Below are 26,079 nucleotides of genomic sequence, written 5' to 3' on the forward strand. Positions count from 1 at the left end.
GATCCTAAAGTCTTGAGCGCGTGATTTCCGTTGCACGGTGTTATTGCTGCGGGGATTGGCGTTTGATCAGGAAAGCCTCGACCGCTTGCTGGGTTTCGGGGCGGATGTTCTCGATCCCTTCATATGGCACACCATACGCTGGCGCGGTGTCGGGAAATTTCTCTTTGCGGGCCATATGTCGGCCAAGGATGCGTGCGAACTCCTGCCCTCCCCAGGCGCCAACCTCGGTCGAAACTGAATATTCCTCGCGCGTGTCCCGGTAGAGATCAAAGAACTTTGCCAGAATAGCGCTTTCGCCAGGTCCCGGCAGTTTCAGCTTAAGCTGGTCCTTCACGATCGCCTCGGGTTTGTTCACGGAATAGACGATGACGTGATCGCGTCGGGCCTTGGATTCGTCAGCAAACAACAGGGCGGCAGATTGGTCCACGCCATCCACCAGACGATCCCGCGGAATGTACTGATCTGCCCCAGCAAAACGCGACAGCGTTGTATAGAGGTCCGAGACATGGATGATGCTGTTGAGCAACCCGTCAGCCTCGATCATGCCGGGCCAGCGGATAAAGGCGTCAACGCGGATACCTCCCTCAGTCGTGTCGCCTTTGCCGCCCGCATAGATCAGCGGGGTGAACCCGGATTGCGGCGCGTATTTGGTGAAGTGGCCGTTATCCCCCATGACCACAACCACGGTGTTTTCCGTTAAGCCCAGTTCTTCGATGCGCGCAAACAAGTCGCCCAGCCACTGATCCAGTAACTGCATCTTGTCGACATACAGACCACCATTCACGCTCTCTGGTCCTGATCGCCCGGCCCGGGTGTTGTCCAGCGGGATCATCGGCCAGTATTGCAGGAAAAACGGGTCTTCCCCACCTGCGAGGCGCTCCAGTTCCTCCATCGTCTTGTCTTGAAACGCCTGGTTCATCTCATCGTATTTCGCAGCGTTCCAGCGCTCTCCGGTTTCCATGCGAATTTCGCGGATCGGCCCGCTGGTTTCCCCTTCGATGACTGTCATCATCGCGGCAGAGTCCGGCCGGAACCAACCGTCCAGCGTGTATTTATCGTCATAGTCCTGGATTGCGACCGAGACCTGTTCTTTGATGGCATCATCATTGAAGATCGTCAGCTGGCCCTGTTGGTGGATGGCGTGCTGGGCATAGTCAAATCCCTGATTCATTGCCCAACTTTCGGCGATATCACCCATGTGCCATTTGCCGACATGGCTGGTCGCGTAACCCGCCTGTTTCAGAATCTCGGCCAGGGTGACCTCGTTTTCCGGCAAGCCGAACCCGGCAATGTCCACCGTGGTATCGCCCATACCCATGCGTACGGGCAACCGCCCGGTCATCTGCGCCACGCGGGTCGGCGTGCACGAAGGTTCAGTATACATGCGCACCATTCGCATGGCCTGATCCGAAAAGTCGTTGATATTCGGCGTCTCATAACCTCGCACCGCGTTGAGTTCGGGTATGCCCATGTCGCCGAAGCCCATATCGTCGATCAGAACGCTGATTATGTTCGGGGGCTGCCCATTGTTACGGCCACGAAAAGCGGTCAGAGCATCATCAACAGCGGTATCATCCTGCGCCCATTGTTCTGCGTGTTGTGCTTGCAGAATGTAAAACTCGGCATCGTGTTGGATTGGATTGTCTTGTGCCGACGCGGCCTGCGCTGCAAGGCTGACAAACAAAGCCAATACCCCTGAAATCTTCATCCCATATCCCCCGGTCATCTGCTTGGTGGAAGGCAAACGCTTCTGCAGTTGCCTTCACATTTAAACATTATCATATGTAAACAAGATTTTCTGTAGATTTCAATTCTGCCAGCCCATGAACACATCGCGCGTCAGTTCGGATTCAGGGCGCAGGTTGTCGATACCCTCATAAGGGATGCCTCGCCCGATCTCGGAATGCGGATGTTTGGCGATCATTTTTTGATGGCGTTTGATCATGTCCTGAAACGAAGCTCCGGCCCACAGCGAGTACCCAACCAACGGGTGCAGTTCACGTGGATCGCGATAGATGTTGAAGGTCGGGGCCGCCGCACCGGGTTGGCCGGGCGCGGGCAGGTGCATCTTGAACTCCTGTTTGACAACTGAGCGCAGAACAGGGCCTTCGTAGACATATACATAGTCGCGTCGACCATGTCCTTCACCATTCAGCAACAGCGCCGTCTGATCGATCCCGTCGATGATGCGGTCACGTGGGATATGATCAGTCGCACCTGCAATCCGCGCCATGGTGGTGTAGATATCCGACACGTGAAAGATATCACCGGCTGCGCTGTCCGCTTCGATCACGCCGGGCCAGCGTATGAAAGCGTCCGTGCGTACGCCGCCTTCCAGATGTTGGGTCTTACCACCGCGATAGATCAGCTGATTAAGGCCCGAGGTCCCCTCGTAGTGGTACATCAGCCCATTGTCAGCCATCAGTACCACAATCGTATTATCGGCTTCTCCGGTCTCTTCAAGCTTGGTCAGAAGATCACCAATCCACCCATCCAATAACTGCAGTTTATCAGCGTGGAAGCCACCATTGCGAGAGAGTGGCTCATCCGCATAAACAAAGTTAAGGGGGTAGAGAGGCCAATATTGCAGAAAAAACGGTTCGTCCTCGGCGGCGGCACGCTCCAGTTGCTCAAGAGCCTGACGTTGATATCGCTCGTTCATCTCTTCGTACTTGGCCTGGGTCCAGATCTCCCCCGGGAACATGTCCACCTCAAGGGCAGTGCCGCCTGCTTCGGCCTCGACACCGGTCACCAACCCGTAGGGTTTGAAACGTTCATCCAGCAGAAACTGATTGTTTTGCCCTTCGGGCACATATCCGAGCATGTTGTTTGCGCGCATCGCCTCGGGGGTCATAAGGCTTAGTTGAACCTGTTGATGCAGGGGAAAAGCTGCCCAGTCGAAGCCCTGATTGTGCGGGTAGGCCTGTTCGATATCGCCTTGATGCCATTTGCCGACATGTACGGTGTTATAGCCAACTTCCTTCAATATCTCGGGCAGGGTTACTTCACTGGCAGGCAGGCCTTCGCCCACCAACGCAACTTTGACTTCTGATACCCCGGCGCGGACAGGGTGGCGACCTGTAAGCATGGCAGTCCGCGTCGGGGTGCAGGATGGCTCGGTATACATGCGCATCAACGATAGGCCTTCGGTGGCGAACTGGTTGATACTGGGTGTCTCGATGCCCATCACGTAGTTCATCTTGCGGTCACCCATTTGACCAAAACTGATGTCATCGATCAGAATGTACAGAAAATTGGGTGGATTACCGCCTTTCGCCTCGCGAATTTCAGCTAGCTTTGCGTCAATCTCGGCATCCTGTGCGTCCCACGCATCGCCAAATTGGACGCGCAGATAATTGAACTCGCCGTCGTGAATGATCGGAGACTGCTGGGCGAATGCCGCTCCGGTGGTCAGAATTAACGAAGACAGGATGGGTATTAGTTTCATTTTAATCTCCGGGTTTGCCAAAATTCTGAGGCATGTTTTGAGCTTCAACTATTCTGGTTTCGATGCTGCAGCGCAGATCGGCGAGGGTTTCGGCCAAATCGGCCAGGAACCGAGATTGCTGAGGCGTGTTTGAGTGCTGCAAAAGAGCGATTTCAGTAAAGATCTCTTGGTAATCCAGACATATCCGGTCAAATTCACTGTCCTCGGTGCGTAAACTTTGCAGAAGATCAGCGTGTTCAGGGAACTGATCTTCAATAAAATCACTATCGACCATCGGCAGCACTTTCGAAGCTGGTTGCTCGGTCAGCATGCGCTCCGCACGAATTTTCTTGAACGTAATAAGCCGCATGCTACGGTAGCAACATGGCCACAAGTCCTTATCGTGAAAGGATAGTTCTTGACCGGCATGGGGGATGGAAAGCAAGACGACAATAAGCGTAACTTCTCTGCTGAAGATGTACGTGCTGCGCTTGAGCGTGTTTTAGACTCGGCAGGATTTAAGGGATCGGCCCGAATGCGGTCTTTCCTGACCTATGTCGTCGACGAGGCTCTTGCCGGACGCACCGATGAAATTCGCGCAAAAACGATTGCGATGGATGTTTATGGCTACGGCGCCGACGAACTGACTAAACGCGAAGGCGTTGTGCGGGTAGATGCTGGTCGGATGCGACGAAAGTTGAAGGCCTATTACGGCGGAGCGGGAGCGTCTGATCCGATCATGATATCGCTACCCGTTGGTCGTTATGCACCAGAGTTCAGACCGGGTACGCGCCAGTACCGAAAATTAACAAATCTGTGGCGTATAAGTGTGATGTCGGCGATGGCTATCACCCTTGTTGCGCTGGGTGGCGTCGGAGGCACCGTCCTTACAAAGCAATGGCCATCGAGCGATGTAAAAGCCGAGCAGTCCGCGATCTATGACGTGTCTCCGGCGCGGGTCGAGGCGATGAATCTGTGTAGTGCCGGACAGGATGTGATGTTTCCGGTTGTTAACTTGCCGCGCCTGAAACCCGCGTTATTGATCTTTAAAACCGCGATTGAGCGAGATCCGCTATATTTCTGCGGGTACGCGGGGGCCGCTCAGGTCGAAACCATGCTTGCCATTCTTCAGTCTACCGATCCTGCAGCCACTGATATGCTTGCTGTGGCAGACGAAAACAGTGCTCATGCGCTGGAAATCGAGCCGGATGCGGCATGGGCACTTTCATCGCGTGCCTGGTTGGAATTCGGGTTGGGGAACTACGACAAGGCTACGGCGTTGTCCCGCAGGGCGGTCGATCTTGCACCAACAGATCCACATATAGCTGAATTTGATGCGCTAATCTCGCTCTACACAATGAACTTTACGTATATCATTTCGCAATCAGAGCGATATGAAAAACTGGCGGAAAGCAGCGGTGCGCTTGTGTTCGGGAATGTGCTCGGATCAGCTCAATTTCATTCTGGTGATTTTACGGCCGCGATTCGAAGCTACGAAGATACTATCGCGCGTGGTGGCCCCTTCGGCCCGATTTCCGCGGCATATCTGATGGCGGCGCGCTGGAACAACGGAGAGCAGACTGAGGCGCGTCGGCTCGCAAGTGTTTACCAAAAGACCTGGCCCGATTTTCCACTGGAAACCTTAAAACGGCGGGTTTTCCAACAGTCACAACCGGTCGACGCACTTGTCGAAGCGATGAAAGCCGCTGGAGTAGTTATGGAGCGGGACCATGCGCCTCTTACAGCAGACTGACCTGCTCTGGAATTGGAAGCTTTGTCATTCGTCCTGCGCGACCAGCCCCAAACCGCGTAAGTAGATACCGATCCCGCTTTCCAAAAGGTCTTCAGGAGGGAAGGGAGAGCTTGCACCGGTATTGCGCGCATAAAGTTCAACGACACCGTGACTCATCGCCCAAATGTGAGCACTGAACATCGAAGCAGGTGGTCTTTTCTCTGGCGGTATGTGTTGAGACAAATCGCCAGCAGCTTTTTCCAGCACATTTTTTGCGCGATTGGCGGCGAGGGCCAACTCGGGCGTTCGGTTCAGAGATATGCCGCTTTCGAACATCGCGATGTAGTGGCCTGGGTGCTTGCGCGCAAAGGCTAGATAGGCGCGCCCAGTGGCTTCAAATGCTGCCAGTGCCGATGGTTGCCCCTTATCATAGGCAAATTGCATCAGGTCAGCGAACATCTCAAAGCCCTGTCGCGCGGCCTCAGCAATCAGATCTTCGCGCCCTTCATAATGTCGATAGACCGCTGCGGGCGTCACCCCAGCCGTCTTGGCGGCCTCGGACAGTGTAAACCCGGTCGGACCTTTTTGTTCAATCAGAGACAGGGCAGCCTCGATAAGGGCCTGCTTCAGATTTCCATGGTGATATCCGCGCTTTGTCATCCCGTCCTCAAGTGCTTATTCGGGTATATATGCACAGGTCTTGACCTAATCCAGCGCAGTTCGTGTATTGCCCCATACCAAGTTCAGGCATCCCAGATTTCCGGTCCACCACTGATCGTTTTGTCTGGCTCGCCAACCACGTCGGCATCTTTGCCATCATAATCCAACCCGCTGAGCACTGTACGAATGGCGGCCAGCCGAGCGCGTTTTTTGTCATCGGACCGAATGATCGTCCAGGGACAATCTTCGGAATGGCTGCGGGTCAGCGTTTCGGAAATTGATTGGCTGTATTCGTCCCACTTTTGCAGGCCAGCTATGTCGATTGGGCTGAGTTTCCACTGCTTCAAAGGGTCGGTCTCGCGGGCTAGAAAGCGGTTCAGTTGTTCTGAGCGACCTACATTCAGCCAGAACTTGAACATGTGGATCCCGTCATTCTTGAACCCCATTTCCAGAGGCAGAACCTGTCTGAAGAACCGATCACGCTCATCTGTCGTGCAAAAACCAAAGACGTTTTCAACAACGCCCCGGTTATACCAGCTGCGATCAAAGAACACGATTTCTCCGGCAGAGGGTAGGTGTGAAATATAGCGTTGAAAATACCACTGGCTGCGTTCAGCATCTGATGGTTTGCTAAGCGCAACATTGCGCGCACCCCGTGGATTAAGGTTTTCCCGGAACCTTTTGATTGTTCCACCTTTCCCCGCTGCATCGCGTCCTTCGAACAGGATGGCGACGCGCTGATCAGTGTTCTTGACCCACCGCTGCATCTTGACCAGCTCGATCTGCAAACCCTGCATCTGCTCGTCATATTCCTTGCCCTTCATCTTTTTCGGATAAGGGTAGGTCGGGTTTAGAATTTCCCCTTTTTTGGCCTGCTCAATGACCGATTGAACAGTCTTGGGCGCGTCATTGCGAAAATAGCTCTCGATAGCGCCATGTTCTGATTTGGTCATGTGCGGCCTCGCCATAAAATCCATAACTTACTATGGATTACGGATGGGGTTAACGCAAACCCGCACGTGCGGCGGCACGGTCGATTGCGGCTGCGACCTCCGGTGCGGCAACTACCTGAGGCATGTGACCGATACCGTTCAGTTCGACCAACTCCGCACTTGGTATTTGCTCTATCAGGCGCTCAGAATGCCAATCCAGCCCAACGGTCGTATCGGCGGTGCCGTGGACTATTTCAGTTGGAACCGTAATCTCGTTATAGCGGGGTTGAAGTTCGGTGATTTCGTCCAGCAGATTTGCTCGCTGTTTGGCATTAGCATGCATCGATGCGCGGCGCATGGTCAGACCGGGGCCGAAATGTTCCGCATAACCTTCGGGGGCTACTTGCGGCGCAAAAACCTGATCCAGTGCTTTCGAAACGAACCAGTCAGGAACGAAGGCGCTGACCAACGGCAGGCCAAGTGCGTTGCCGATGGTTGTTGCGCCCATTGTGTTGAATGCGTCCAATGGCGTCTCCCAAGGGATAGCTGCAGGAGCGATCAAAACGAGAGCGGCGATATTGTCAGGCCGTGTGACTGCCCAGGCAAGTGCGACTGACCCGCCATAGCTTTGCCCAGCAACAACGGGTTTTTCAGCACCAAGTTCTGAGGCAGCTTTCTGTAGGATTTCTGCTTGTTCAACAATGGTTTCTCCGTCTGGGTTAAAGCTTTCAGAATAACCTAGCCCAGGGCGATCGAATACAATGACCCGATAGCTCTCTGCTAAGATCGGTGCCAACGCAAATGTCATGTCGCGCGTATTCCCGCTGGAACCGTGGATCAGCACGACATCCGGACCTTCGCCCATGACGACGGCATGTACAGAGATACCATCGACATCCAGGATCTGACCTTCAGCAGGAAACGAAGCTTCGGCACTGCTTTCGCGTTGCGTACCACGCCAGGCAGTGACTATGGCAACGGCTGCTAGCGCAATGCCAATTGTTATCAATAGTTTACTGGCCAACTTTATCCAAATCGAAGGGGGTTGTCTGATAGATGGAATTGATCCAGTTGCCATAAAGCAGGTGCGCATGGCTGCGCCAGCGGTTCTGCGGATTCTGGCTTGGATCATCGTCAGGGTAGTAATTCATAGGGACATTGATCGGTGTACCGTTGGCAACGTCCCGGTCATATTCCTGCTTGAGCGTGTCGCTGTCATACTCGAAATGGTTGAAGATATAGAGTGCCCGATGTGCTGGATCTTCGATCAGGCAGGGGCCCACATCATCGCTGCCAAGCAGTGTGATCAGATCAGGTACCGCGTCGATTTCAAACTGCCGCATCTCGGTCCAGCGGCTTACTGGGATCACGCAATCGTCAGAAAAACCACGTAAAAATGGCGATGCTGGCGCAAGATTTCGATGCCGGAAACACCCGAAGGCCTTTGCATCCAGCATATGTTTTTTAACATCGTGAAAATGGTTGATCATGGCCATGCCACCCCAACAGACGCCGAAGGTGGAATGCACATTGGTCTGCGTCCACTCGAACACTTCACGGATTTCGTCCCAATAGGTGACATCAGCGAAATCAAGGTGCTCGATTGGGGCACCGGTAATGATCAACCCATCAAATTTCTGGCCCTTTACCTCCTGAAAAGGGTGGTAGAATTCGGCCATATGCTCGGCGGCGGTGTTTTTGGTCTGGTGTTCGGTCATGCGGATCAAGGACAGTTCGATCTGCAAGGGTGTCGCCCCGATCAGACGCGCAAACTGGTTTTCGGTCTGAATCTTTTTGGGCATCAGATTCAACAGGCCGATCCGCAAGGGGCGAATATCCTGCCGTGCGGCCTGATCTTCGGCCATGACCATGACGCCCTCATTGGTCAGGACGTCAAAGGCGGGCAGGTCGGAAGGAATTTTAATCGGCATTTGGTCACGCTGTTGAAACTGCGAAAGAAGTCTGGAACTTATGCGGGGTTGGCGCGGGCCTCAAGGGTGCGTTCGATCAACTCATCGAAATCACCCTCGTCACGCACCTTGGCGATATCATCGGCGGCGATTGTGACGCCCCAGTTTCGCGCCATCGCTTCATATCTCGGTTGTCGGTGCGCCAGCGCTTGCGCATAGGTCCAGCGTATGAACGCGTCCGGATCGACCGCGGAACCTTGGCAGTCGTTAAGGGCAAGGTATTCATCCCAGACCCGCTGTAGGAACTCGGCTTGGTAAGACATGGGCTTTGGGGCCTTGTCGAAGCGTTTTACCAATTCCTCAGTATGGGCCTCGTCGCCCTTGATCCAGATCATCAGCGCCTGGCGCGATAGCTCGGACAGGACCTGGTCGTTCGGATCTTCGGGGTCGACCCACTCGCAGATAGAGCCACCGGTATCGCAGATAAAATGCGCATAGCTGTACAGGCGCTCGGCTCGGTCGATAAAATACTTGGTATCCAACAGAGCGTGAATCTCTGCCAGTCGGAACTGTTCCTGGCGAAGCCGGTATTCCGAGATTTCAAGTCCACCAAGCGCGGGATTGCCGGGTTTGCCCAGATAGGCGGAGACGGGGGTCAGGTTTTCGAACGTGATGTTCGATCCGATATAGATCGAATCCGATAGCAGAAGCTCGCGCAGAAAGGGCACTTTCATCGCTTCAGCCTTGGCGTTGTCGGCGATGTATTCGCCCATGTAGCGTGTCCCGATCCGGTAATCGATCGAGTAGTGGAACCAATCACCTGCATCCCGAAGAGTGTTCGAGACATAGGATTTCCCCAACCCGGACATACCGAAGAACAGTACTTTCTTTCGCGCAGCGTCGCGCCAGTCCTTTGCCGAGTTGTAAATCATGCGCCACCATCCCTTGTTTTGCATTAGCTAAATCGGGCTGATCGCGGCGTCAATTGTGCTGCAGTGTTCCGTAATAAAAAGAAGACGTGTAAATGGAAAAGCCCCACCATACCAAGGCGGGGCTTTCCGATGTGTTTGCTGCCGCTGGGATCAATCCAGGGCGTAAGTCACCTGAATACCAACGCTCCATGCACTGTTGCCGGTGAAAGTGGCGCGGTTGTCGGGACCGGTGCCGTTTGCCGTGGCATCACCGATGTCGGTATAGCGCACACCGCCGGAGATTTTAGCTTTCTCAAGCGAATAGGTGCCACCCAGACCGATGCTCCAGAAACCATCTGTCGGTCCGAGGTTGGAAACCGAATTCCCTTGCGAACTTTCGTAGCCGAGAGTTACGGCGCCCGAGAATTCGTCGGTGAATTGGTAGCCCAGACCAAGTGAATAGGTCCAAGTTGCTTCCTCATAGTCGACGAGGTTTATACCTGTCAGGCCGGTATAGATGGGTGGCGCATATACGGTTTGGGGCCAGTCGACCCAACGGATCGAGCCGAACAGCAGCGTCTTTGGCGCGACGCCTGTTTGGAAGTCGAGATTCACAGATTGAGGTGTAATAACCTCGGTTGAAGAATCTGCGCTCGATCTAGCGATTTCGGGAAATGGCGTGAAAGCAAGCGCATCATTTGACTCGGTCTGCGACAGATCGTGTTTAATCTTTGAGTTATATGTCAATGCGACGCGAGCCGCGATATCAGGTCGTTCCCACGCGACGCCAACCACATAGCCAAAATCGATTTCAGCGTCTGTTTCAACACGGTATCCACCCGATGGGAACGGCTCTAAGCCCGCGCCTGCAATTGGTACTGATACGCTTGCTTTCAGCCTTTGTGCACGGAGACCGCCGATTACACTGAATCCATTGTCCAGTTTATAGCGAAGTAGAGCCGTAATTGCGTCAGTGTCTGCCTTGGCTCTCAACACATCTTGGTTTGCGCCTAGAGGAAATGGAGGAGAGAAACCTAACACATTCTGCGACAATGGGTACTCCGAAGAGTAATCGATATCGGCGCCAAATGGCTGGTCATAGACCAGCGCAAAATCCAGTTTCTCTGTCAGCGATGTCTTGTACGCCAGATGTGGCGTGAAGAAGCTGTTCGAGACATTGCCCGACTCAATGGTTTCCCCGAATGTTGGGCTCAACGGGATCTGATCTTCCATCGAGCCACTGACATCAGGCTTGGTATAGCCCAGTCGAAACTGAACGGCAGATCCTTCTTCAAACAGAATGTTAACGCCCTGACCGCTACGATCTAGGCCACCTGCCTGCACAGTGGTTGCCCCGATGCACAACGCGCATGCGTGAAACAACGATCGTTTCATATATTCCTCCCTACACTGTCCTGCGGCCTGTAATGCTCATCCCATCAAACGCATCCGGCCTTGTTACCGGCTTTTACTGTCTTAAACTTTAAATTTTGGTCAATTGGTGACGGAACGTTACTCGGTGTGCGCACGCTGCACGGGTGTTGCGGATTTGTTACGATTTTCTGACCAGACGTTCAGGAAAATCCCCGCAAAGATGACTGCTGCACCCAGGAGCGTCCACTGGTCCAGCGGTTCATGATAAAGGATCATTCCCACTATCGCGATGGTCGGAAGGCGTGCAAAATCAAAGGGTACCACGATTGTTGCTGGAGCGATCGCGAGAGCATTGGTGATACAATAATGCGCAAATAGACCAGCCACGCCGACCAGCAGAAGAAACGGCGCTGTATTTACGCTAGGTAATGAGATCTGTCCGTCATAGACCGATGCGATGAAACCAAGGCCCGCCTGAATCAGAGTCAGCCAAAACATGATGCAACCGATGCTCGCGAACCGAGTAAGGGTTTTCGTCGATATCGTCGTCAGAGCGAAGAATAAAGCGGACAATGCTGCTGCAATCACTCCTGGGCTGATCGAGGCCGCGCCAGGACGTGCCACAATGAGTATTCCGGCAAATCCGATTAGTGCTGAGGTCAATCGAAGCGCAGTCAATCTCTCTTTCAACAGCAATGGTGAGAGGAGTATCACCCAGATCGGTTGGGTAAACTCCAGCGCGAAGACCTGCGCAAGAGGAATGACCGTCACCGCATAGAACCAGAGGTTTTGCCCCGTAAAATGCAGTATATTTCGAACGCCATGCAAATCTAATCGCCGTGTCGAGACTTGATGCCATTTGCGCGATACCGTCAGAAAAAAAGCGACAATGCAGATCCCGACGAGGCTGCGATAGAACATAATCTCGAAAGTATCATGAGTTACGCTAAGTTCGCGCCCGGCAATTGCCATCGATGAAAACGAGGCGATTGCTCCGGTCATCCAGAGCGCGGCCTTGCCGATCTGCATTGAGTTGCTGCTCATGAAACTTGGTTTACGTCCCGACGTATGGCAGGCCGACTTAATGGTGTTTCACGAGACAACGCAACGAATAATAGCCGTGTCAGAATTTTTGTGCTTTGCGTGTGAGAGTTTATTCCCACTCGATGGTTCCGGGCGGTTTCGAAGTGATGTCGTACGTGCATCTGTTGATGCCTTTGACCTCGTTGATGATACGTGTTGCCGTTTCACCCAGGAACTCGTGACTGAACGGATAGTAATCAGCTGTCATGCCGTCGACTGACGTCACCGCACGCAGTGCACAGGCATAATCATATGTCCGTCCATCACCCATCACGCCGACTGTTCGCACCGGAAGAATGGCGACAAAGGCCTGCCAGATATCGTCGTATAGCCCATGTTTGCGGATTTGATCGATATAGATCGCGTCGGCTTCGCGTAGAATGTCGAGCTTTTCTCGAGTGATTTCTCCAGGGCAACGGATCGCAAGGCCGGGGCCGGGGAAGGGGTGGCGACCGATGAAACTGTCGGGCAGACCCAACTCGTGACCCAAGGCGCGGACTTCATCCTTGAACAGTTCTCGCAGGGGTTCGACAAGCTTCAGGCCCATTTTCTCGGGCAACCCGCCCACATTGTGGTGCGATTTAATAGTGACCGAGGGACCACCAGAGAACGAAACAGATTCAATCACATCGGGATACAGGGTGCCTTGTGCCAGAAACTCGGCACCATCAATAGTGTCGGCGTGTTTCTGGAAAACATCGATGAACAGTTTGCCGATGATTTTCCGTTTGGTTTCAGGATCGCTTTGCCCCTCCAGCTCGCCCAGAAACAACTCGCTCTCGTCAGCATGGATCAGCTGGATATTGTAATTGTCGCGGAACATTCCGACGACCTCGGTCGCTTCGTTCTTGCGCAAAAGGCCATGGTCAACGAAGACACAAGTCAACTGATCACCGATTGCCTCGTGGATCAGGATTGCCGCGACCGAACTGTCGACGCCACCTGAAAGACCGCAAATGACTTTTTTGTCGCCGACCTGCTCGCGGATTTTTGCGATCATTTGCTCGCGATATGCGCCCATGGTCCAGTCACCCGAGAATCCTGCCAGTTTGACGAAATTCTCATATAGTTTGGCACCCTTGGGAGTGTGGTGCACTTCCGGGTGGAATTGCACGGCATAGAAATGACGCGACGGGTCTGCCGTTATGGCAAAGGGCGCGTTGGGTGAGGTGCCAAAGACTTCAAAGCCGGGCGCGATTTCACTGACGTGGTCGCCGTGGCTCATCCAGACCTGCTCATCACCTTCTGCGAACCAGCCATCAAGAATGTCCAACTGGTTCTGAGGCGTCACGAAAGCACGCCCGAATTCGGCGGTGCCGTGACCGCTTTCGACCTGGCCGCCCAGTTGCTGCATCATCACCTGCTGGCCATAGCAGATGCCTAGGATCGGCACGCCATAGTCAAAAATTTCCTGTGGCGCACGGGGTGAACCCTGTCGTGTAACGCTGTCCGGACCGCCCGAGAAAATGACGGCTTTAGGGGCCATCTGTCGGACAAAGTCCATCGTGACGTTCTGATAAGGATGAATTTCGCAATAGACATTCAGTTCGCGCAGGCGACGGGCGATCAGCTGCGTCACCTGGCTGCCGAAGTCGATGATCAGAAGGCGGTCGTGGGATGCTTGGGTCATGACTGGCTATTAGGTTGCAAGCCTTGCTTGTGCAAGCGCAATGACGTCAATTGGTGGCGGAGGCACTCAGATGACTGACCTAATTCTTAGAACTGCGAAATCAGGCGACGTTAATGCGATAGAAATCTGTATTACAAGCGCCTACGCCGATGCGATCAGGAAAATTGCCGACATGCCAGATGTCGCAAGCGGAATCGAGGGCGATATTGCCAACCGAAATGTCCTTGTCGCAGAAGAAGGTGCGCAACTTTTGGGTGTCATAATTTATGGTCTAAAGGCTGGCGTGATGATGGTCTTCAATCTCGCGGTTGTGCCGCAAGCTCAGGGGCGTGGCCTCGCAAGAAAATTGCTTGCTGCTGCTGAAGCCGATGCGCTGACAGCGGGGTTGTCCGTGCTTTGCCTAAGAACGCATCGACTTATGGGGGCAACCCGCGCCATGTATACACATCTTGGCTGGCAAGAAGTCGAGGTGACCGGGAACTCGGTCATGATGCAGAAGAGCGTGACGTGACGTGCAAATGTGTCTGAAATAGCGATGCTGCCAGTTCATGTCGCTTTTACCTCTATTGCGCCGTAAACTACCTCTGGCATCTTGGTTCGTTGATGTAACACACTTGTCGAACCAACCAATAAACGGGATTTTCTCATGACAGAGGCAAGCACCCGGCGCAGAGCACGAGGTGGCGGTGGCGCCGCCCGCCGGGCCGAGCGCACGGCGGTAAAGATCGAAACCGCAAAATACATCGAACGTAACATTCCCAATTTCGAAGTTCTCAATGAAGAAGCGCTTGAGATCATCGAAACCAACGCGGAAACTGTGCTGGCCGAGATCGGTGTCAATTTTGTTGACAATCCGGCGGCATTGGAACGTTGGCGCGAGGCTGGTGCTGATGTCGATGGTGAACGCGTGCGTCTGCCGCGCGGTCTCGCGCGTGAATTGATCAAATCCGCACCCAGCGAATTTACTCAACATGCGCGCAACCCTGAGAAATCAGTCGTTATAGGCGGACGGAATCTTGTTCTGGCCCCGGTATATGGCCCTCCGTTCGTGCGCGATGCGCAAGGCGGCCGTCGCTATGCGACCATGGACGATTTTAACAAGTTCGTGAAATTGGCCTATATGTCCAAATGGCTGCACCACTCGGGCGGCACCGTGTGTGAGCCGACGGATATTCCGGTGAACAAGCGTCACTTGGACATGTTGATGGCGCATATGACCTTGTCGGACAAACCTTTCATGGGCTCCGTCACCGATCCTTCGCGAGCACAGGATTCGGTTGAAATGTGCGAGATTCTCTTTGGCAAAGAGTTCGTGCAGAACAACACGGTTATGACCTCGCTAACCAACATCAATTCACCGATGACATTTGACGATGTGATGATGGGTTCGCTTGAGGTTTACGCTGCTAACAACCAAGCCTGCATTATCTCGCCCTTCATCGTCGGTGGTGCAATGGCACCGGTATCAGTCGCTGGTACGCTGACGCAGGTTCTGGCAGAAGTTATGGCCGGGGTGGCATATAGCCAGATCATCCGTCCGGGGGCTCCGGCGATTTTTGGGGCTTTCGTTTCATCGATCGACATGAACTCGGGCGCGCCGACTTTTGGTACTCCTGAAGCATCGCACGTGACTTATGGTGCGGGTCAGCTAGCACGTCGTTTAGGGCTGCCATTCCGGTCTGCAGGTTCGTTCTGCGGCTCGAAGCTGCCCGATGCGCAGGCGGCATACGAGACCGCAAATTCACTGAATATGGGTCTGATGTCAGGCGTGAACTTTATGCTTCACTCCTGCGGCTGGCTTGAAGGCGGTTTGGTGGCAGACTTCGAAAAGTTCGTCATGGATGCTGACCAGTTGGGTGTTTTGCATGGTCTGGCCAAAGGCGTCGCATACGACGAAAATGCTCAGGCCATGGATGCGATCCGCGAAGTTGGTCCGGGCGGGCACTACCTTGGGTGCGCCCACACGCAGGCAAACTTCAAGGAAGCGTTTTGGAAAACCGATTTGCTGGATTACAAGCCGTTCGAAACCTGGGAAGAAGAAGGCGCGCGTGACACACGGACGCTGGCATCGGCACGGGTTGAACATCTTTTGGCCAATTATCAGCAGCCACAACTTGATCCTGAAGTTAATGCGGCACTGGACGCATACGTCGCCGAAAAGAAAGCATCCATGCCGGATGCCTTCACCTAATCACTGAAATTGCGCGGCGCGACTGGTTTGATACAGTTGCGCCTCGCCATTCAATGCGATCAGCAAATCCAGATGACGCACCAGAGAATAGGCCGCGTCTTCTTCTATCCGCTGTGCATTCACTTCGCGTTCCAACTCTAGCAGGCGCAGTAACGCAGCGCCCGTTCCTGGAACCGATCCATAACCCAGAAGACGTTGCAGATGACGGTCGCGATTATAGTCCTGCGCCCCGATCTTGGCAGCACGGGTCAGCAGTCGCGGGCGGCGGAGTGAAGTAATCAAGGTCATCAGGTCCTGCACGGCAGCTTCCTTTTCGTTCAGTTTCGCTGTCTGAAATGTGACACAACCAGAGCGGGTGTTGCCTTGATGTAGTTCGTCCCGAACTATGGTTTCACCACTGTTTATCTTTTTGAATCAATTCTGCTCTGAGCCGTCTGTGATTAACGAACGAGTAACGAAAGCACCTCTAGTTAGATTTGGTTAACTAAGAATCCGACGGCTAAAACTGTCAGTTTGTTTTGTCGACAAGGGCGAAGAAATATGGAAAACAGCGTGGCTTTCACCGTTCCGGCATGGGTTCCCGAAGGAGCACAACGATATCTTGACCATACAGAATCTGGGCGGTCGATACGGGATATCGCGCGGTCGGCTGGATGCCATGCCTCGACCATATTGCGACAGATCCGCAGGGTCGAGATGCGTCGCGATGATCCTTTGGTGGACGCCGCGTTACAATCATTGGCCCAATCGCATTTTTCACCCACGGAATTCAAAAATCCTGCGTTTGCAGTCGTAACATCCGAAGAGAACCGACCAGAAACTCAAAACGCAGAGTTCGAACGAGAAGCGCTGCGTGTTCTGAGACGTTTGTGTGAATCCGGTGCTGTGCTTGCAGTGGCCGAAGACATGGATAAGGCCGTAGTGGTTCGGGACAACGGTGAAGGCGGGACAACCAAAACAGCAGTTGTGGATTGCCGAACAGCGCAGGCGCTGGCGTTAAATGACTGGATATCGTGCGACAATCCCGGTCGGATTTCACGATATCGTATTTCAAGTGCGGGACGCACGGCACTGAGCCACTTGATTGCCGAAGTGGAAAACCGGGCGCGCACTCAGAATGAATTTGGCATGGCCGAATTTCAGACTTCATTCACGCCCGCAAACTCGGGTACATGTACCTCAAATCAACCCAAGGTTCGTTATAACACGGTCGAAAGCCCCCTGATCGCATTGGCGCGGCGACGGGACAAGAGCGGTAAACCTTTCCTTGATGAGACATTGGTCGGCGCGGGTGAGCGTTTGCGTGAGGATTTTGAACTTGCACAGATAGGCCCTCAGATCACGCAGAACTGGGATCGCTTTCTGACCTGTGGAGGGCGCGGAGATTTCGTTTCAGATGCCCATATTGGGCAAGGCCAATCCAGTGCCAGGGACCGTGTAACAAAGGCGCTTTCAGATTTAGGGCCGGGTTTGAGCGACGTTGCCTTGCGTTGTTGCTGCTACCTTGAAGGGTTGGAGTTGGCGGAAAAGCGCATGGGCTGGTCGGCGCGATCGGGCAAGATCGTTCTGCGTATCGCTTTGCAGCGGCTAAAGCGACACTATCAGGATCAGGCCGAGCAAGACCGCATGATCGGCTGATGACCTATTAGGATGGTCTTGAGTAACGGGCTGTAAATGATAGTCAGAGGTTATGAATTTTACCATTCGACAATTGCAGTATTTCCGGGCTGTCGCGGAACAACGAAACTTTGGTCGTGGTGCGCAGGTCTGCAATGTATCGCAGCCTGCGCTGTCCGTTCAGATCAAGGCACTGGAAGACGCGATGGGCGGGCCACTGTTCGAACGGCAGGCGCGGGATATTTTGCTGACCCCACTTGGGCGAGATGTTCTGGAATACACACAGGATGTACTGAATGCGGCAACGCGTTTGGATCAATTCGCGCGTGATCAATCTGGTGGGCACCGTTCCCTATCGATTGGAATAATTCCGACCGTTGCCCCGTACCTTCTGCCGGGGGTGCTGGCTGGGTTGCGCGCGTCAGATGTCTCGTTAAAGGTGCAGATTCGTGAAGCCCGCACTGAGCGACTTCTTTCAATGCTGCGCTCAGGTGAGATTGATGCGGCTATTCTGGCGCTTCCGCTAGGCAGCGAAGCCTTTCACGAAGAACCATTATTCGAAGACCGCTTTTTGCTCGCAGGAAGTCAAGCCCGGCTGGATCGGCTGACAATCAGCCCCGAGGCGTTGCGGCCGGTGGACCTTAAGACGGCTCAGTTGATGCTGCTTGAAGACGGGCATTGCTTGACTGATCAGGCACTTGAAGTTTGCGGGCAGGATCGCACCAGCGGTCAGATAAATATGGGCGCGTCATCGCTTGCGACATTGTCTCGGTTGGTCGCGGAAGGATTCGGTATGACCTTGATGCCAGAACTCGCAGCGCAGGCCGAGACAGATGCGGTGCCTGGTCTGCGGTTGCTCCGGTTTGGCACCCCGCAGCCAGCCAGAACCATCGGTTTGGTGCGTCGCGTTTCGACTGGTGCAGAGGAGTGGTTCAATCGGTTGGCGCGGGTGATCCGTGAGGTTGGGGAAGACGTGGTCTCGGGAACTCGTACCTGAAAAAAAGGCCCGCCGAAATGGCGAGCCTGGTATCGGTTTGTCTGATCGGATTATGCCAGCGCTGGTTCGCGGGCTTCGTCCAGATGTTTCATCAGATTCTCTGGCGACGACACACCATAAGGGTCTTCGGGGCAGTTATCCATCAGGCCGGGCTCTTCAAACCATGCCTCAACAACACCGTCATTGACGATGGCCGCATAGCGCCACGAGCGCATACCAAAGCCCAGATTGTCCTTATCGACCAACATACCCATCTTGCGGGTGAATTCTCCGGATCCGTCAGGAATGACTTTGACATTTTCCAGACCCTGATCCGCAGCCCATTTGTTCATGACAAAGCTGTCGTTGACGGACATGCAGTAGATTGCGTCGACGCCTTTGGCTGCGAAATCAGCATGACCTTTTTCAAAACCGGGCAACTGATAGGTCGAGCAGGTCGGGGTGAATGCACCAGGCAGCGAGAAAAGGATGACGCGCTTGCCCGCAAAATAATCTGCGGTTGTCTTGTCTTCCCAGCGGAAGGGATTGGGGCCTTCGATTGCCTCGTCGCGGACGCGGGTGTGGAAAGTTACGTCAGGCAGTTTTGCACCGGTTTTCATCATCAAACTCCTGTGATTCACATGTGATTAACGTGAGGGTTAGAACGATTCCAGAGCGGCTTCAACATTAGATATGGTGCACTTGCGATATATCTTATTCGCAGGCCATTTGACTGAAAACAGGTAATAATATGTGGCTGATTTGAGGCTTTTGCTGCAGTCGCGAATGCGGTCTGCATAGCGGCTATGCGCCGCTGGTGTAACCAACAAAGTCAGTTTATGTTAAGCACCAAGCAAATTGACCCAAAGTCAGGAAAGCCAGCCGTGCGTGATCTGAAAATACCCGAACAAAGACACCCCGAAAAAGCGCATCGGCCTGATAATGCAGCGCCGCGCAAACCTGCGTGGATTCGTGTCAAAGCGCCTGGTGGCAAAGGGTATGCTGAAACGCACAAGATCATGCGTGACAACAATCTGGTCACTGTTTGTGAAGAGGCCGGATGCCCGAACGTAGGCGAATGCTGGAGCCAGGGCCACGCCACCATGATGATCATGGGTGAGATTTGTACGCGTGGTTGTACCTTCTGCAATATTGCGACGGGTAAGCCGGATACGCTGGATGCGTTTGAGCCAGGGCGCGTGGCGCACGCGGTGCAAAAGCTGGGCTTGAATCATGTTGTCATCACGTCGGTTGACCGGGATGACCTGCTGGATGGCGGCGCAGATCACTTTGCTCAGACCATCCGCGCGGTGCGACACCGGTCACCCAAGACAACGATCGAGATTCTAACGCCGGATTTCCTGAAAGGTGATCCTTCGGTTCTAGAGGTCGTCGTCGAAGCCAAGCCGGATGTGTTCAACCACAACCTCGAAACAGTACCAGGACTATACCCTGAAGTTCGTCCCGGTGCGCGTTATTTCCATTCATTGCGTTTGCTGCAGCGAGTTAAAGAGATGGATCCGTCGATTTTCACAAAATCCGGCATCATGGTTGGGCTTGGCGAGGACGAGCAACAGGTCCGTCAGGTCATGGATGACATGCGTGCGGCAGATATCGATTTTCTCACAATTGGTCAGTATCTGCAGCCAACGCCCAAGCACCATGGCATTGATCGTTTTGTCACACCCGAAGAATTCGCGGCCTATGAAAAGGCTGCTTTTGGCAAGGGCTTCCTGATGGTTTCGGCAACCCCATTGACCCGGTCGTCATACCATGCGGGTGATGATTTTGCTCGCTTGCGTGAGGCCCGTCAAAAGAAGTTGAATCAGGTGTGAAACCCGAGCTTCAATCCTGGCTCACTGAAAAACGGCATGAGCTGCATCAGGTCCCGGAGATTTCGGGCGAGGAGCGCGGAACCGCCGCAAGTATTTCCAATCTTCTGCTGGCTTGCGGCCCTGATGCGGTTTTGACCGGGATCGGTGGTCATGGAGTTGCGGCAGTCTATGAAAGCGGCCAACCGGGGCCAACGATAGGTATTCGATGCGAACTGGATGGTTTGCCGATTCAGGAAATATCAAGCGCGCGATACGCGTCGCAACATCCGGGCAAGGGGCATCTGTGTGGGCATGATGGTCACATGGCAATGGTTTTGGGTGTGGCTTTCGTTCTTGGTGATAAGCGCCCAGCAAAAGGGCGCGTCGTTCTGATTTTTCAACCCGCTGAGGAAACTGGGCAGGGCGCTATAGCCTTTCGCGCCGATCACAAGTTCGCCAATATTGCACCGGACTACGTGTATTCTCTGCATAATCTTCCGGGGCTGGAATTGGGAGCGGTCGAGATGTGCTCCGGTCCAGCCAATTGCGCCTCCCGCGGGATGCGGATCGTGCTGACAGGCAAAACCTCGCATGCAGCCGCACCGCAGGATGGGCTTTCACCGGCTGGAGCCTTGGCTGAGCTTATACCTGCATTGGCCGCATTGGGACACGGTGGGGCGTTGGATGCAGATTACGCTCTGACGACCTTAACCCATGCGCGGCTGGGTGAAACCACGTTCGGGGTTGCACCTGGCATGGCCGAGCTTTGGGTTACTCTGCGGACGGTATCAGATACGCGAATGACCGGTTTGATCCGCGAGGCGGAGCAGCTTGTGAGCGCAAGCGCTCAAGCGCATGGGCTGGGTGTCGAAATCAGCTATGACGATGTGTTTGAGGCTTGTGTAAATACGGATGAAGCCGTGCAAATTCTGTCAGAGGCTTGCCAAACACGCGATATACCCTGCAAACTGGTGCCGACGCCACAGCGGTTCTCGGAAGATTTCGGGCAGTTCGGCAAAGGCGCGAAAACTGCGATGTTCTGGCTTGGAGCAGGCCGGGATCATCCGCAACTGCACAACCCAGACTATGATTTCCCGGATGCTCTGATCCCGATCGGGACCGACATATTTCTTGCAGCGATCGAACAAACGCTCAAGGCTTGAGCTTTCTGGGCTGGCTTTCTGCCCATTCGGGCCACCAGCCCATATATTCAACGCCGGCAACCAAAAGACAGACAAGGATTGCGCCGAACACCAGTTTCACCCGCCGTTCCGAGGGCGGATTTCGCCCCCATTGCGACATGCGAAGGAAGTGGCGCAAATTCATCAATCCTGATCTTCGACAAATCGAACCTTGCCAATAAACGGCAAATTGCGATTGCGTTGCGCATAGTCGATCCCATAGCCCACGACAAATTCATCAGGGATTTCGAACCCGATCCAATCCGAGCGGAAATCGACCTCGCGTCGGCTGGGTTTGTCCAGAAGGGCGATGGATTTCAACCGGTGGGGTTTACGGGTGCGGAGCAGCTTGGAGACGTGGTTCAGGGTATGGCCGGTGTCCACGATATCCTCGACTACCAGCACATCACGCCCTTCAATGGCGCCCCGCAAGTCCTTGAGAATGCGTACTTCTCGGCTGCTTTCCATCGAGTCTCCGTAGGACGATGCCTCAAGAAAATCGACCTCAATGGGCAGGTCTAGCTCACGCACTAGATCGGCGATGAAGACGAAACTGCCGCGCAGCAGGCCGACAACAACCAGCTTGTCGGTACCGCCAAACTCGGCTGTGATTTCGCGGCAAAGTTCTTCGATCCGGGCGGCAATTGCCTTGGCCGAGATCATCTCATCTATCACATATGCGCGTTGGCTCATCGCTGCCCCCTTGATCTTTGGCGCGCAACATACGAAATCACGCGCCATTGTCACCAGTTAATCCCGGATATCATGCCAACCCATTCCGAGACCCGCCCACTGCCTTACACCGCTCAGCAGATGTATGATCTGGTCGCGGATGTGGCAAACTACCCTGAGTTTTTGCCCTGGTGCGCCGCGGCCCGGATCCGTCGGACCTATGCCGCGGGCGATAGCAAGGTGATGGAAGCGGATCTGGTTATTTCATTCAAGGTGTTCCGCGAACGCTTTGGCAGCCGGGTTACGTTGTTTGATGCTCATAAACGGATCGATACCGAGTATCTGGACGGTCCGTTCAAATACATGCGTTCCGATTGGGAGTTCGAAGATACGGATGACGGCTGCAACGTCTCGTTCCACGTTGACTTCGAGTTCAAAAATGCGGTTCTGCAAGGGATCATCGGCGTCGTGTTCAACGAGGCTATGCACCGTATCGTGCGCGCATTCGAACAACGTGCTGCCGTCCTCTACGGCTAAGGCTTTACGCGCGTGACGCGCGCGCTAGACTGCGCGCCATGACCGATCTCACATCCGCCCTTGCCGAATTCGCCGCTGGTCCTGTGTCGACCACTTCACAAGCTCGAATCGTGACATCGCTTTCCGCGTTGGATTGGCTCGCCGTAGGGCGGGCGGGTGCGGAAGAGCCTGTTTCCCGCATCATTCGTCAGATGGTTATTGCCGAGAGTGGTGCCGTGCAGGCCCGCTTGTTCGGAGGTGGTTCGGCCCCTTTACGCGCTGCGGCGCTGGTGAATGGTACCGTTTCCCACGCGCTTGATTACGATGACACCCATTTTGCCCATATCGGTCATCCATCGGTTGCTGTATTTCCGGCGGCCCTTGCGCTTGCGGCGTGGGAGGATCGGCCGCTGGTCGATTTGCTCGAAGCAGCGCTTGTTGGGATGGAATTGTCGATCCGCGTTGGACTGTGGTTGGGCCGTGGTCACTATCAGGCAGGCTTTCACCAGACCGCCACGGCGGGCGCGTTTGGGGCTGCGGTAGCTGCGGGGCGCATCATGTCCTTCGATGCCAAGCAGATGCGTGATCTGTTGGGGCTGACCGCAACAAGAGCATCCGGACAGAAATCACAGTTCGGAACCATGGGCAAACCCTATAATGCTGGGCTTGCGGCCTCGAATGGCGTTGAGGCGGCTCAGTTGATCCGCAATGGATTTCAACCCGGTTCTGACGCGTTGGAAGGTCCGTTTGGGTTTGGGGCGACACATCTGGGGGCAGACGATATCAATGCGGCGCTCGATGGGTTGGGTGATGAATGGTTGTTCGAAAACGTAAGCCACAAGTTCCACGCCTGCTGCCACGGCCTGCACGCGGCGCTTGAGGCCGCGCGCGATCTTGACATTGCCGAACCAGAGGTGGCCGAGATCAAGGTTAAAACGCACCCCCGCTGGATGAGCGTTTGCAATCAACTGCAGCCGACTAGCGGGTTGGGTGCGAAGTTTTCTTATCGCACAGTGATCGCAATGCAATCGATGGGGTACGATACGGCACTACCGGGCAGCTATACTGCCAAGATTTGTGCAGACCCGAGGCTTCAATCCCTGCGGGATCGAATTACGGTAGAGGCAGATGAAAGTTTGTCCGAGACCCAAGCCCATCTGTCCCTCTTGCGCCGCGATGGCGCCCGCCGCGAGGCCAGCTATGATCTGCTCGCCGCGATGTCTCTTTCAGACCGCGAAGATCGGGTCAGGGACAAAGCGTCAAAACTGATCGGTGGGGATGAAGCAGATGCGATCTGGTCGATGCTGCGCACCGGTGGGCGCGCAGCGGATTTGGCTGAAAGGCTAACTGATTAAGCGACGCGCCAATGCAGCGGAAAGCCCGGATCGAATACGGTCACGGGGCCGTCGCCGCTCTCGATTTTGGCGGGATAGACGACCTCGTCCCCCTTGGTCAGCGTGATGGTCTCTTCGTTCGCAGGTAAACGATAAAAGGCCGGGCCGTTAAGCGAGGTAAACGCTTCCAGCTTTTCCAACGCATCAGCGCGCTCGAACATTTCAGCCAGCAGTGACATCGTATTGGTTGCAGTGAAACACCCGGCGCAACCACAGGCCATTTCCTTGTTCGAATCCGTATGCGGCGCGCTGTCTGTGCCAAGGAAGAAGCGCGCGTCGCCTGAGGTCGCGGCGGTCAACAGCGCCAGCCGATGCTCTTCGCGTTTGGCGACCGGCAGGCAGTAGTAATGCGGCTTGATGCCGCCGACCAGTATGTGGTTGCGGTTGATGATCAGGTGATGCGTTGTAATCGTCGCACCCAAATCTTTCTCGTTCGCCTTGACGTAATCCACGCCGTTTGACGTCGTGATGTGCTCCATCACCACACGCAACCCAGGTGTTGTTTTGCGAATTGGATCAAGAACGCGGTCGATGAACACGGCCTCACGATCGAAGATATCGATCTCTGCTTCCGTGACTTCGCCGTGAACACACAGCGGTAGACCGATCTCGGCCATCTTCTCCAGCACCGGGCGCACCTTGTCGAAATCGCGAACGCCCGAAGACGAATTGGTCGTTGCACCTGCCGGGTACAGTTTGACCGCCCTGATCAATCCCGTCGCATGCGCCGCTGCGACATCGGTAGGGTCCGTGTCTTCGGTCAGGTAGAGCGTCATCAGTGGCTCAAATGTCATATCATCGGGCAAAGCGGCCAGAATACGCTCTCTGTAAGCGGCCGCATGATCGCCGGTCACAATAGGCGGAACCAGATTTGGCATGATGATGGCACGGGCAAAATGGCGCGCGGTTTCAGGCAGGACGGCTTGCAGCATCGCGCCATCGCGCAGATGCAGATGCCAGTCATCGGGGCGGCGGATCGTCAGGGAATGGGTCATGGCCCCCGGCTAGCACAGCCGCTTGGGTGGCGAAAGACCCTGTTGCCCTTGCCGGTGAGGCAGATCGTCGTAAGTCTCTGACGGATGGTGGTCTTGACCTCTGGTTGTGGTCATGACCTGTTGGGGCGCAGGAAAAAGGGGAACTCATGACACAGCCAAACTCCATCGATGCCGTACAGGACCTTTTGGGCTCTGAGGGCTATGTCTGTGGCCGGGCTTTGGCGACGGTTGTGTTTCTTTCGCTGAAGCTTGGTCGGCCTCTGTTTCTGGAAGGTGAGGCGGGCGTCGGCAAAACCGAAATTGCCAAAGCGTTGGCCGCGGGATTGCGGCGTCGCTTGATCCGGTTGCAGTGTTACGAAGGTCTTGATGCCTCCTCCGCTGTGTATGAATGGAATTTCCCCGCTCAGATGGTGGCGATCCGAACCGCCGAAGCGTCGGGCGGTGCGGATCGGAGCGCGCTACAGACCGAGTTGTTTTCGGACGACTATCTGATCGAACGCCCGTTGCTACAGGCCATGCGACCGGATGAAAACGGGGCGCCTGTGTTGCTAATTGACGAATTGGACCGGACTGACGAACCATTTGAGGCGTTCCTGCTGGAAGCCCTCAGTGACTTTCAGGTAACGATCCCTGAGTTAGGTACTGTCAAAGCGCCTGAACCGCCGATCGTGATCGTCACCTCGAACCGCACGCGAGAGGTGCACGACGCGCTGAAACGCCGTTGCCTCTATCACTGGGTGGATTATCCGGACTTTGATCGAGAGATCGAAATCCTGCACGCCCGAGCGCCTGAAGCGGCTGAGGCGCTGAGCCGCGAGGTTGTCGCCTTTGTTCAGTGCCTTCGCACTGAAGATTTGTTCAAGAAACCGGGGGTGGCCGAGACCATCGATTGGGCTAAATGTCTGCTTGCGCTGGACGTCATCAACCTCAGCCCCGAGGTGATTGGCGATACGTTGGGTGCGATCCTAAAATACCAGGACGACATCCAAAAGCTTCAAGGGTCCGAGGCCAAGCGCATTCTCGATCAGGCCAAGGCCGACCTCGAACCGGCCTGATGCTTCATC

The 26,079-nt window shown here is 54.6% G+C and carries 25 protein-coding genes; 10 read left to right on the forward strand and 15 right to left on the reverse strand.

Annotated elements, in window-relative coordinates; all coding sequences use genetic code 11:
• Nucleotides 1-40: 40 nt before the first annotated feature.
• The 3 genes from G7G_RS0106280 to G7G_RS0106290 all read right to left on the reverse strand — a co-directional run bounded on the left by G7G_RS0106280 (nt 41) and on the right by G7G_RS0106290 (nt 3,797).
• Nucleotides 41-1,708 carry a sulfatase-like hydrolase/transferase gene (locus G7G_RS0106280; protein WP_010439649.1) on the reverse strand — a complete coding sequence of 556 codons (1,668 nt, stop codon included), beginning with the start codon at nt 1,706-1,708 and terminating at the stop codon, nt 41-43.
• A 99-nt stretch (nt 1,709-1,807) separates the two neighbouring features.
• The gene (locus G7G_RS0106285) at nt 1,808-3,448 is read right to left on the reverse strand and encodes a sulfatase-like hydrolase/transferase (RefSeq protein ID WP_010439651.1); all 1,641 of its coding nucleotides are present in this window, start codon (nt 3,446-3,448) and stop codon (nt 1,808-1,810) included.
• A 1-nt stretch (nt 3,449) separates the two neighbouring features.
• Nucleotides 3,450-3,797, reverse strand: coding sequence for a hypothetical protein (locus G7G_RS0106290; RefSeq protein WP_139056597.1), 348 nt, complete (start codon nt 3,795-3,797; stop codon nt 3,450-3,452).
• A 57-nt stretch (nt 3,798-3,854) separates the two neighbouring features.
• On the opposite strand from G7G_RS0106290, the gene G7G_RS23665 reads away from it, so the two are divergent.
• On the forward strand, nt 3,855-5,180 hold the full coding sequence (locus tag G7G_RS23665; protein ID WP_010439655.1) for a tetratricopeptide repeat protein: 1,326 nt from the start codon (nt 3,855-3,857) through the stop codon (nt 5,178-5,180).
• 24 nt (nt 5,181-5,204) lie between these two features.
• Here G7G_RS23665 and G7G_RS0106300 read toward each other — a convergent pair whose 3' ends face one another.
• From G7G_RS0106300 to guaA, 8 genes are all read right to left on the reverse strand, one after another.
• On the reverse strand, nt 5,205-5,819 hold the full coding sequence (locus G7G_RS0106300) for a TetR/AcrR family transcriptional regulator (RefSeq protein WP_010439657.1): 615 nt from the start codon (nt 5,817-5,819) through the stop codon (nt 5,205-5,207).
• 83 nt (nt 5,820-5,902) lie between these two features.
• Nucleotides 5,903-6,772, reverse strand: a complete 870-nt coding sequence (ppk2, locus tag G7G_RS0106305) for a polyphosphate kinase 2 (RefSeq protein WP_010439659.1) — start codon at nt 6,770-6,772, stop codon at nt 5,903-5,905.
• 49 nt (nt 6,773-6,821) lie between these two features.
• Nucleotides 6,822-7,775: an alpha/beta fold hydrolase gene (locus G7G_RS0106310; RefSeq protein WP_010439663.1), complete on the reverse strand. Its 954-nt coding sequence runs from the start codon at nt 7,773-7,775 to the stop codon at nt 6,822-6,824.
• Nucleotides 7,765-8,682, reverse strand: a complete 918-nt coding sequence (gene metA / locus G7G_RS0106315) for a homoserine O-acetyltransferase MetA (RefSeq protein WP_010439665.1) — start codon at nt 8,680-8,682, stop codon at nt 7,765-7,767. The genes G7G_RS0106310 and metA overlap by 11 nt, the downstream gene beginning before the upstream one ends.
• A gap of 38 nt (nt 8,683-8,720) precedes the next feature.
• A complete protein-coding gene (locus tag G7G_RS0106320) occupies nt 8,721-9,593 on the reverse strand; it encodes a hypothetical protein (protein WP_010439667.1) in 873 nt (290 codons plus the stop codon).
• A 150-nt stretch (nt 9,594-9,743) separates the two neighbouring features.
• Entirely contained in the window at nt 9,744-10,967 is a 1,224-nt protein-coding gene (locus tag G7G_RS0106325; RefSeq protein ID WP_010439669.1) for an OmpP1/FadL family transporter, read from the reverse strand.
• A gap of 117 nt (nt 10,968-11,084) precedes the next feature.
• Nucleotides 11,085-11,990, reverse strand: coding sequence for a DMT family transporter (locus tag G7G_RS0106330; RefSeq protein ID WP_029621778.1), 906 nt, complete (start codon nt 11,988-11,990; stop codon nt 11,085-11,087).
• Nucleotides 11,991-12,099: 109 nt separating this feature from the next.
• A complete protein-coding gene (guaA, locus tag G7G_RS0106335; RefSeq protein ID WP_010439672.1) occupies nt 12,100-13,659 on the reverse strand; it encodes a glutamine-hydrolyzing GMP synthase in 1,560 nt (519 codons plus the stop codon).
• A gap of 70 nt (nt 13,660-13,729) precedes the next feature.
• Here guaA and G7G_RS0106340 point away from each other — a divergent pair, with 70 nt between their 5' ends.
• Together G7G_RS0106340 and G7G_RS0106345 are read left to right on the forward strand one after the other, a co-directional pair.
• Nucleotides 13,730-14,170, forward strand: a complete 441-nt coding sequence (locus tag G7G_RS0106340; protein WP_010439674.1) for a GNAT family N-acetyltransferase — start codon at nt 13,730-13,732, stop codon at nt 14,168-14,170.
• Between the two features lie 135 nt (nt 14,171-14,305).
• Nucleotides 14,306-15,850: a trimethylamine methyltransferase family protein gene (locus G7G_RS0106345; protein WP_010439675.1), complete on the forward strand. Its 1,545-nt coding sequence runs from the start codon at nt 14,306-14,308 to the stop codon at nt 15,848-15,850.
• Here the strand turns inward: G7G_RS0106345 and G7G_RS0106350 are convergent, their stop codons facing one another.
• Complete coding sequence (locus tag G7G_RS0106350) at nt 15,851-16,150, reverse strand: DUF6477 family protein (protein WP_010439677.1); 300 nt, start codon at nt 16,148-16,150, stop codon at nt 15,851-15,853.
• Nucleotides 16,151-16,390: 240 nt separating this feature from the next.
• Here G7G_RS0106350 and G7G_RS0106355 point away from each other — a divergent pair, with 240 nt between their 5' ends.
• Both G7G_RS0106355 and G7G_RS0106360 read left to right on the forward strand, forming a co-directional pair.
• Nucleotides 16,391-17,488 (forward strand): DUF6456 domain-containing protein, encoded by a 1,098-nt coding sequence (locus G7G_RS0106355; RefSeq protein ID WP_010439680.1) that lies wholly within the window; start codon nt 16,391-16,393, stop codon nt 17,486-17,488.
• A 52-nt stretch (nt 17,489-17,540) separates the two neighbouring features.
• Nucleotides 17,541-18,464, forward strand: a complete 924-nt coding sequence (locus G7G_RS0106360) for a hydrogen peroxide-inducible genes activator (RefSeq protein WP_010439684.1) — start codon at nt 17,541-17,543, stop codon at nt 18,462-18,464.
• Between the two features lie 50 nt (nt 18,465-18,514).
• On the opposite strand, the gene G7G_RS0106365 is transcribed toward G7G_RS0106360, so the two are convergent.
• Complete coding sequence (locus G7G_RS0106365) at nt 18,515-19,063, reverse strand: peroxiredoxin (RefSeq protein WP_010439686.1); 549 nt, start codon at nt 19,061-19,063, stop codon at nt 18,515-18,517.
• Nucleotides 19,064-19,327: 264 nt separating this feature from the next.
• Here G7G_RS0106365 and lipA point away from each other — a divergent pair, with 264 nt between their 5' ends.
• The gene (gene lipA / locus G7G_RS0106370; RefSeq protein ID WP_010439688.1) at nt 19,328-20,278 is read left to right on the forward strand and encodes a lipoyl synthase; all 951 of its coding nucleotides are present in this window, start codon (nt 19,328-19,330) and stop codon (nt 20,276-20,278) included.
• The gene (locus G7G_RS0106375) at nt 20,275-21,420 is read left to right on the forward strand and encodes an amidohydrolase (RefSeq protein WP_010439690.1); all 1,146 of its coding nucleotides are present in this window, start codon (nt 20,275-20,277) and stop codon (nt 21,418-21,420) included. Before lipA ends, G7G_RS0106375 begins: the two co-directional genes overlap by 4 nt.
• A 162-nt stretch (nt 21,421-21,582) precedes the next feature.
• On the opposite strand, the gene hpt is transcribed toward G7G_RS0106375, so the two are convergent.
• Entirely contained in the window at nt 21,583-22,131 is a 549-nt protein-coding gene (hpt, locus tag G7G_RS0106385) for a hypoxanthine phosphoribosyltransferase (RefSeq protein ID WP_010439696.1), read from the reverse strand.
• Between the two features lie 72 nt (nt 22,132-22,203).
• Here hpt and G7G_RS0106390 point away from each other — a divergent pair, with 72 nt between their 5' ends.
• Both G7G_RS0106390 and G7G_RS0106395 read left to right on the forward strand, forming a co-directional pair.
• Nucleotides 22,204-22,647, forward strand: coding sequence for a type II toxin-antitoxin system RatA family toxin (locus tag G7G_RS0106390; RefSeq protein ID WP_029621781.1), 444 nt, complete (start codon nt 22,204-22,206; stop codon nt 22,645-22,647).
• 38 nt (nt 22,648-22,685) lie between these two features.
• Nucleotides 22,686-23,981, forward strand: a complete 1,296-nt coding sequence (locus G7G_RS0106395; RefSeq protein ID WP_010439701.1) for an MmgE/PrpD family protein — start codon at nt 22,686-22,688, stop codon at nt 23,979-23,981.
• On the opposite strand, the gene pyrC is transcribed toward G7G_RS0106395, so the two are convergent.
• Nucleotides 23,978-25,015, reverse strand: a complete 1,038-nt coding sequence (gene pyrC / locus G7G_RS0106400) for a dihydroorotase (protein WP_010439703.1) — start codon at nt 25,013-25,015, stop codon at nt 23,978-23,980. The two genes, G7G_RS0106395 and pyrC, sit on opposite strands and share 4 nt — an antisense overlap.
• Before the next feature lie 146 nt (nt 25,016-25,161).
• Between pyrC and G7G_RS0106405 the strand changes: the two genes are divergently transcribed.
• Nucleotides 25,162-26,070 carry an AAA family ATPase gene (locus G7G_RS0106405; protein WP_010439707.1) on the forward strand — a complete coding sequence of 303 codons (909 nt, stop codon included), beginning with the start codon at nt 25,162-25,164 and terminating at the stop codon, nt 26,068-26,070.
• The last annotated feature ends 9 nt before the right edge of the window (nt 26,071-26,079 follow it).

Origin of the sequence: Ruegeria conchae (genome assembly GCF_000192475.1) — a bacterium.
In the GTDB taxonomy this organism is placed as follows: Bacteria; Pseudomonadota; Alphaproteobacteria; order Rhodobacterales; family Rhodobacteraceae; genus Ruegeria; species Ruegeria conchae.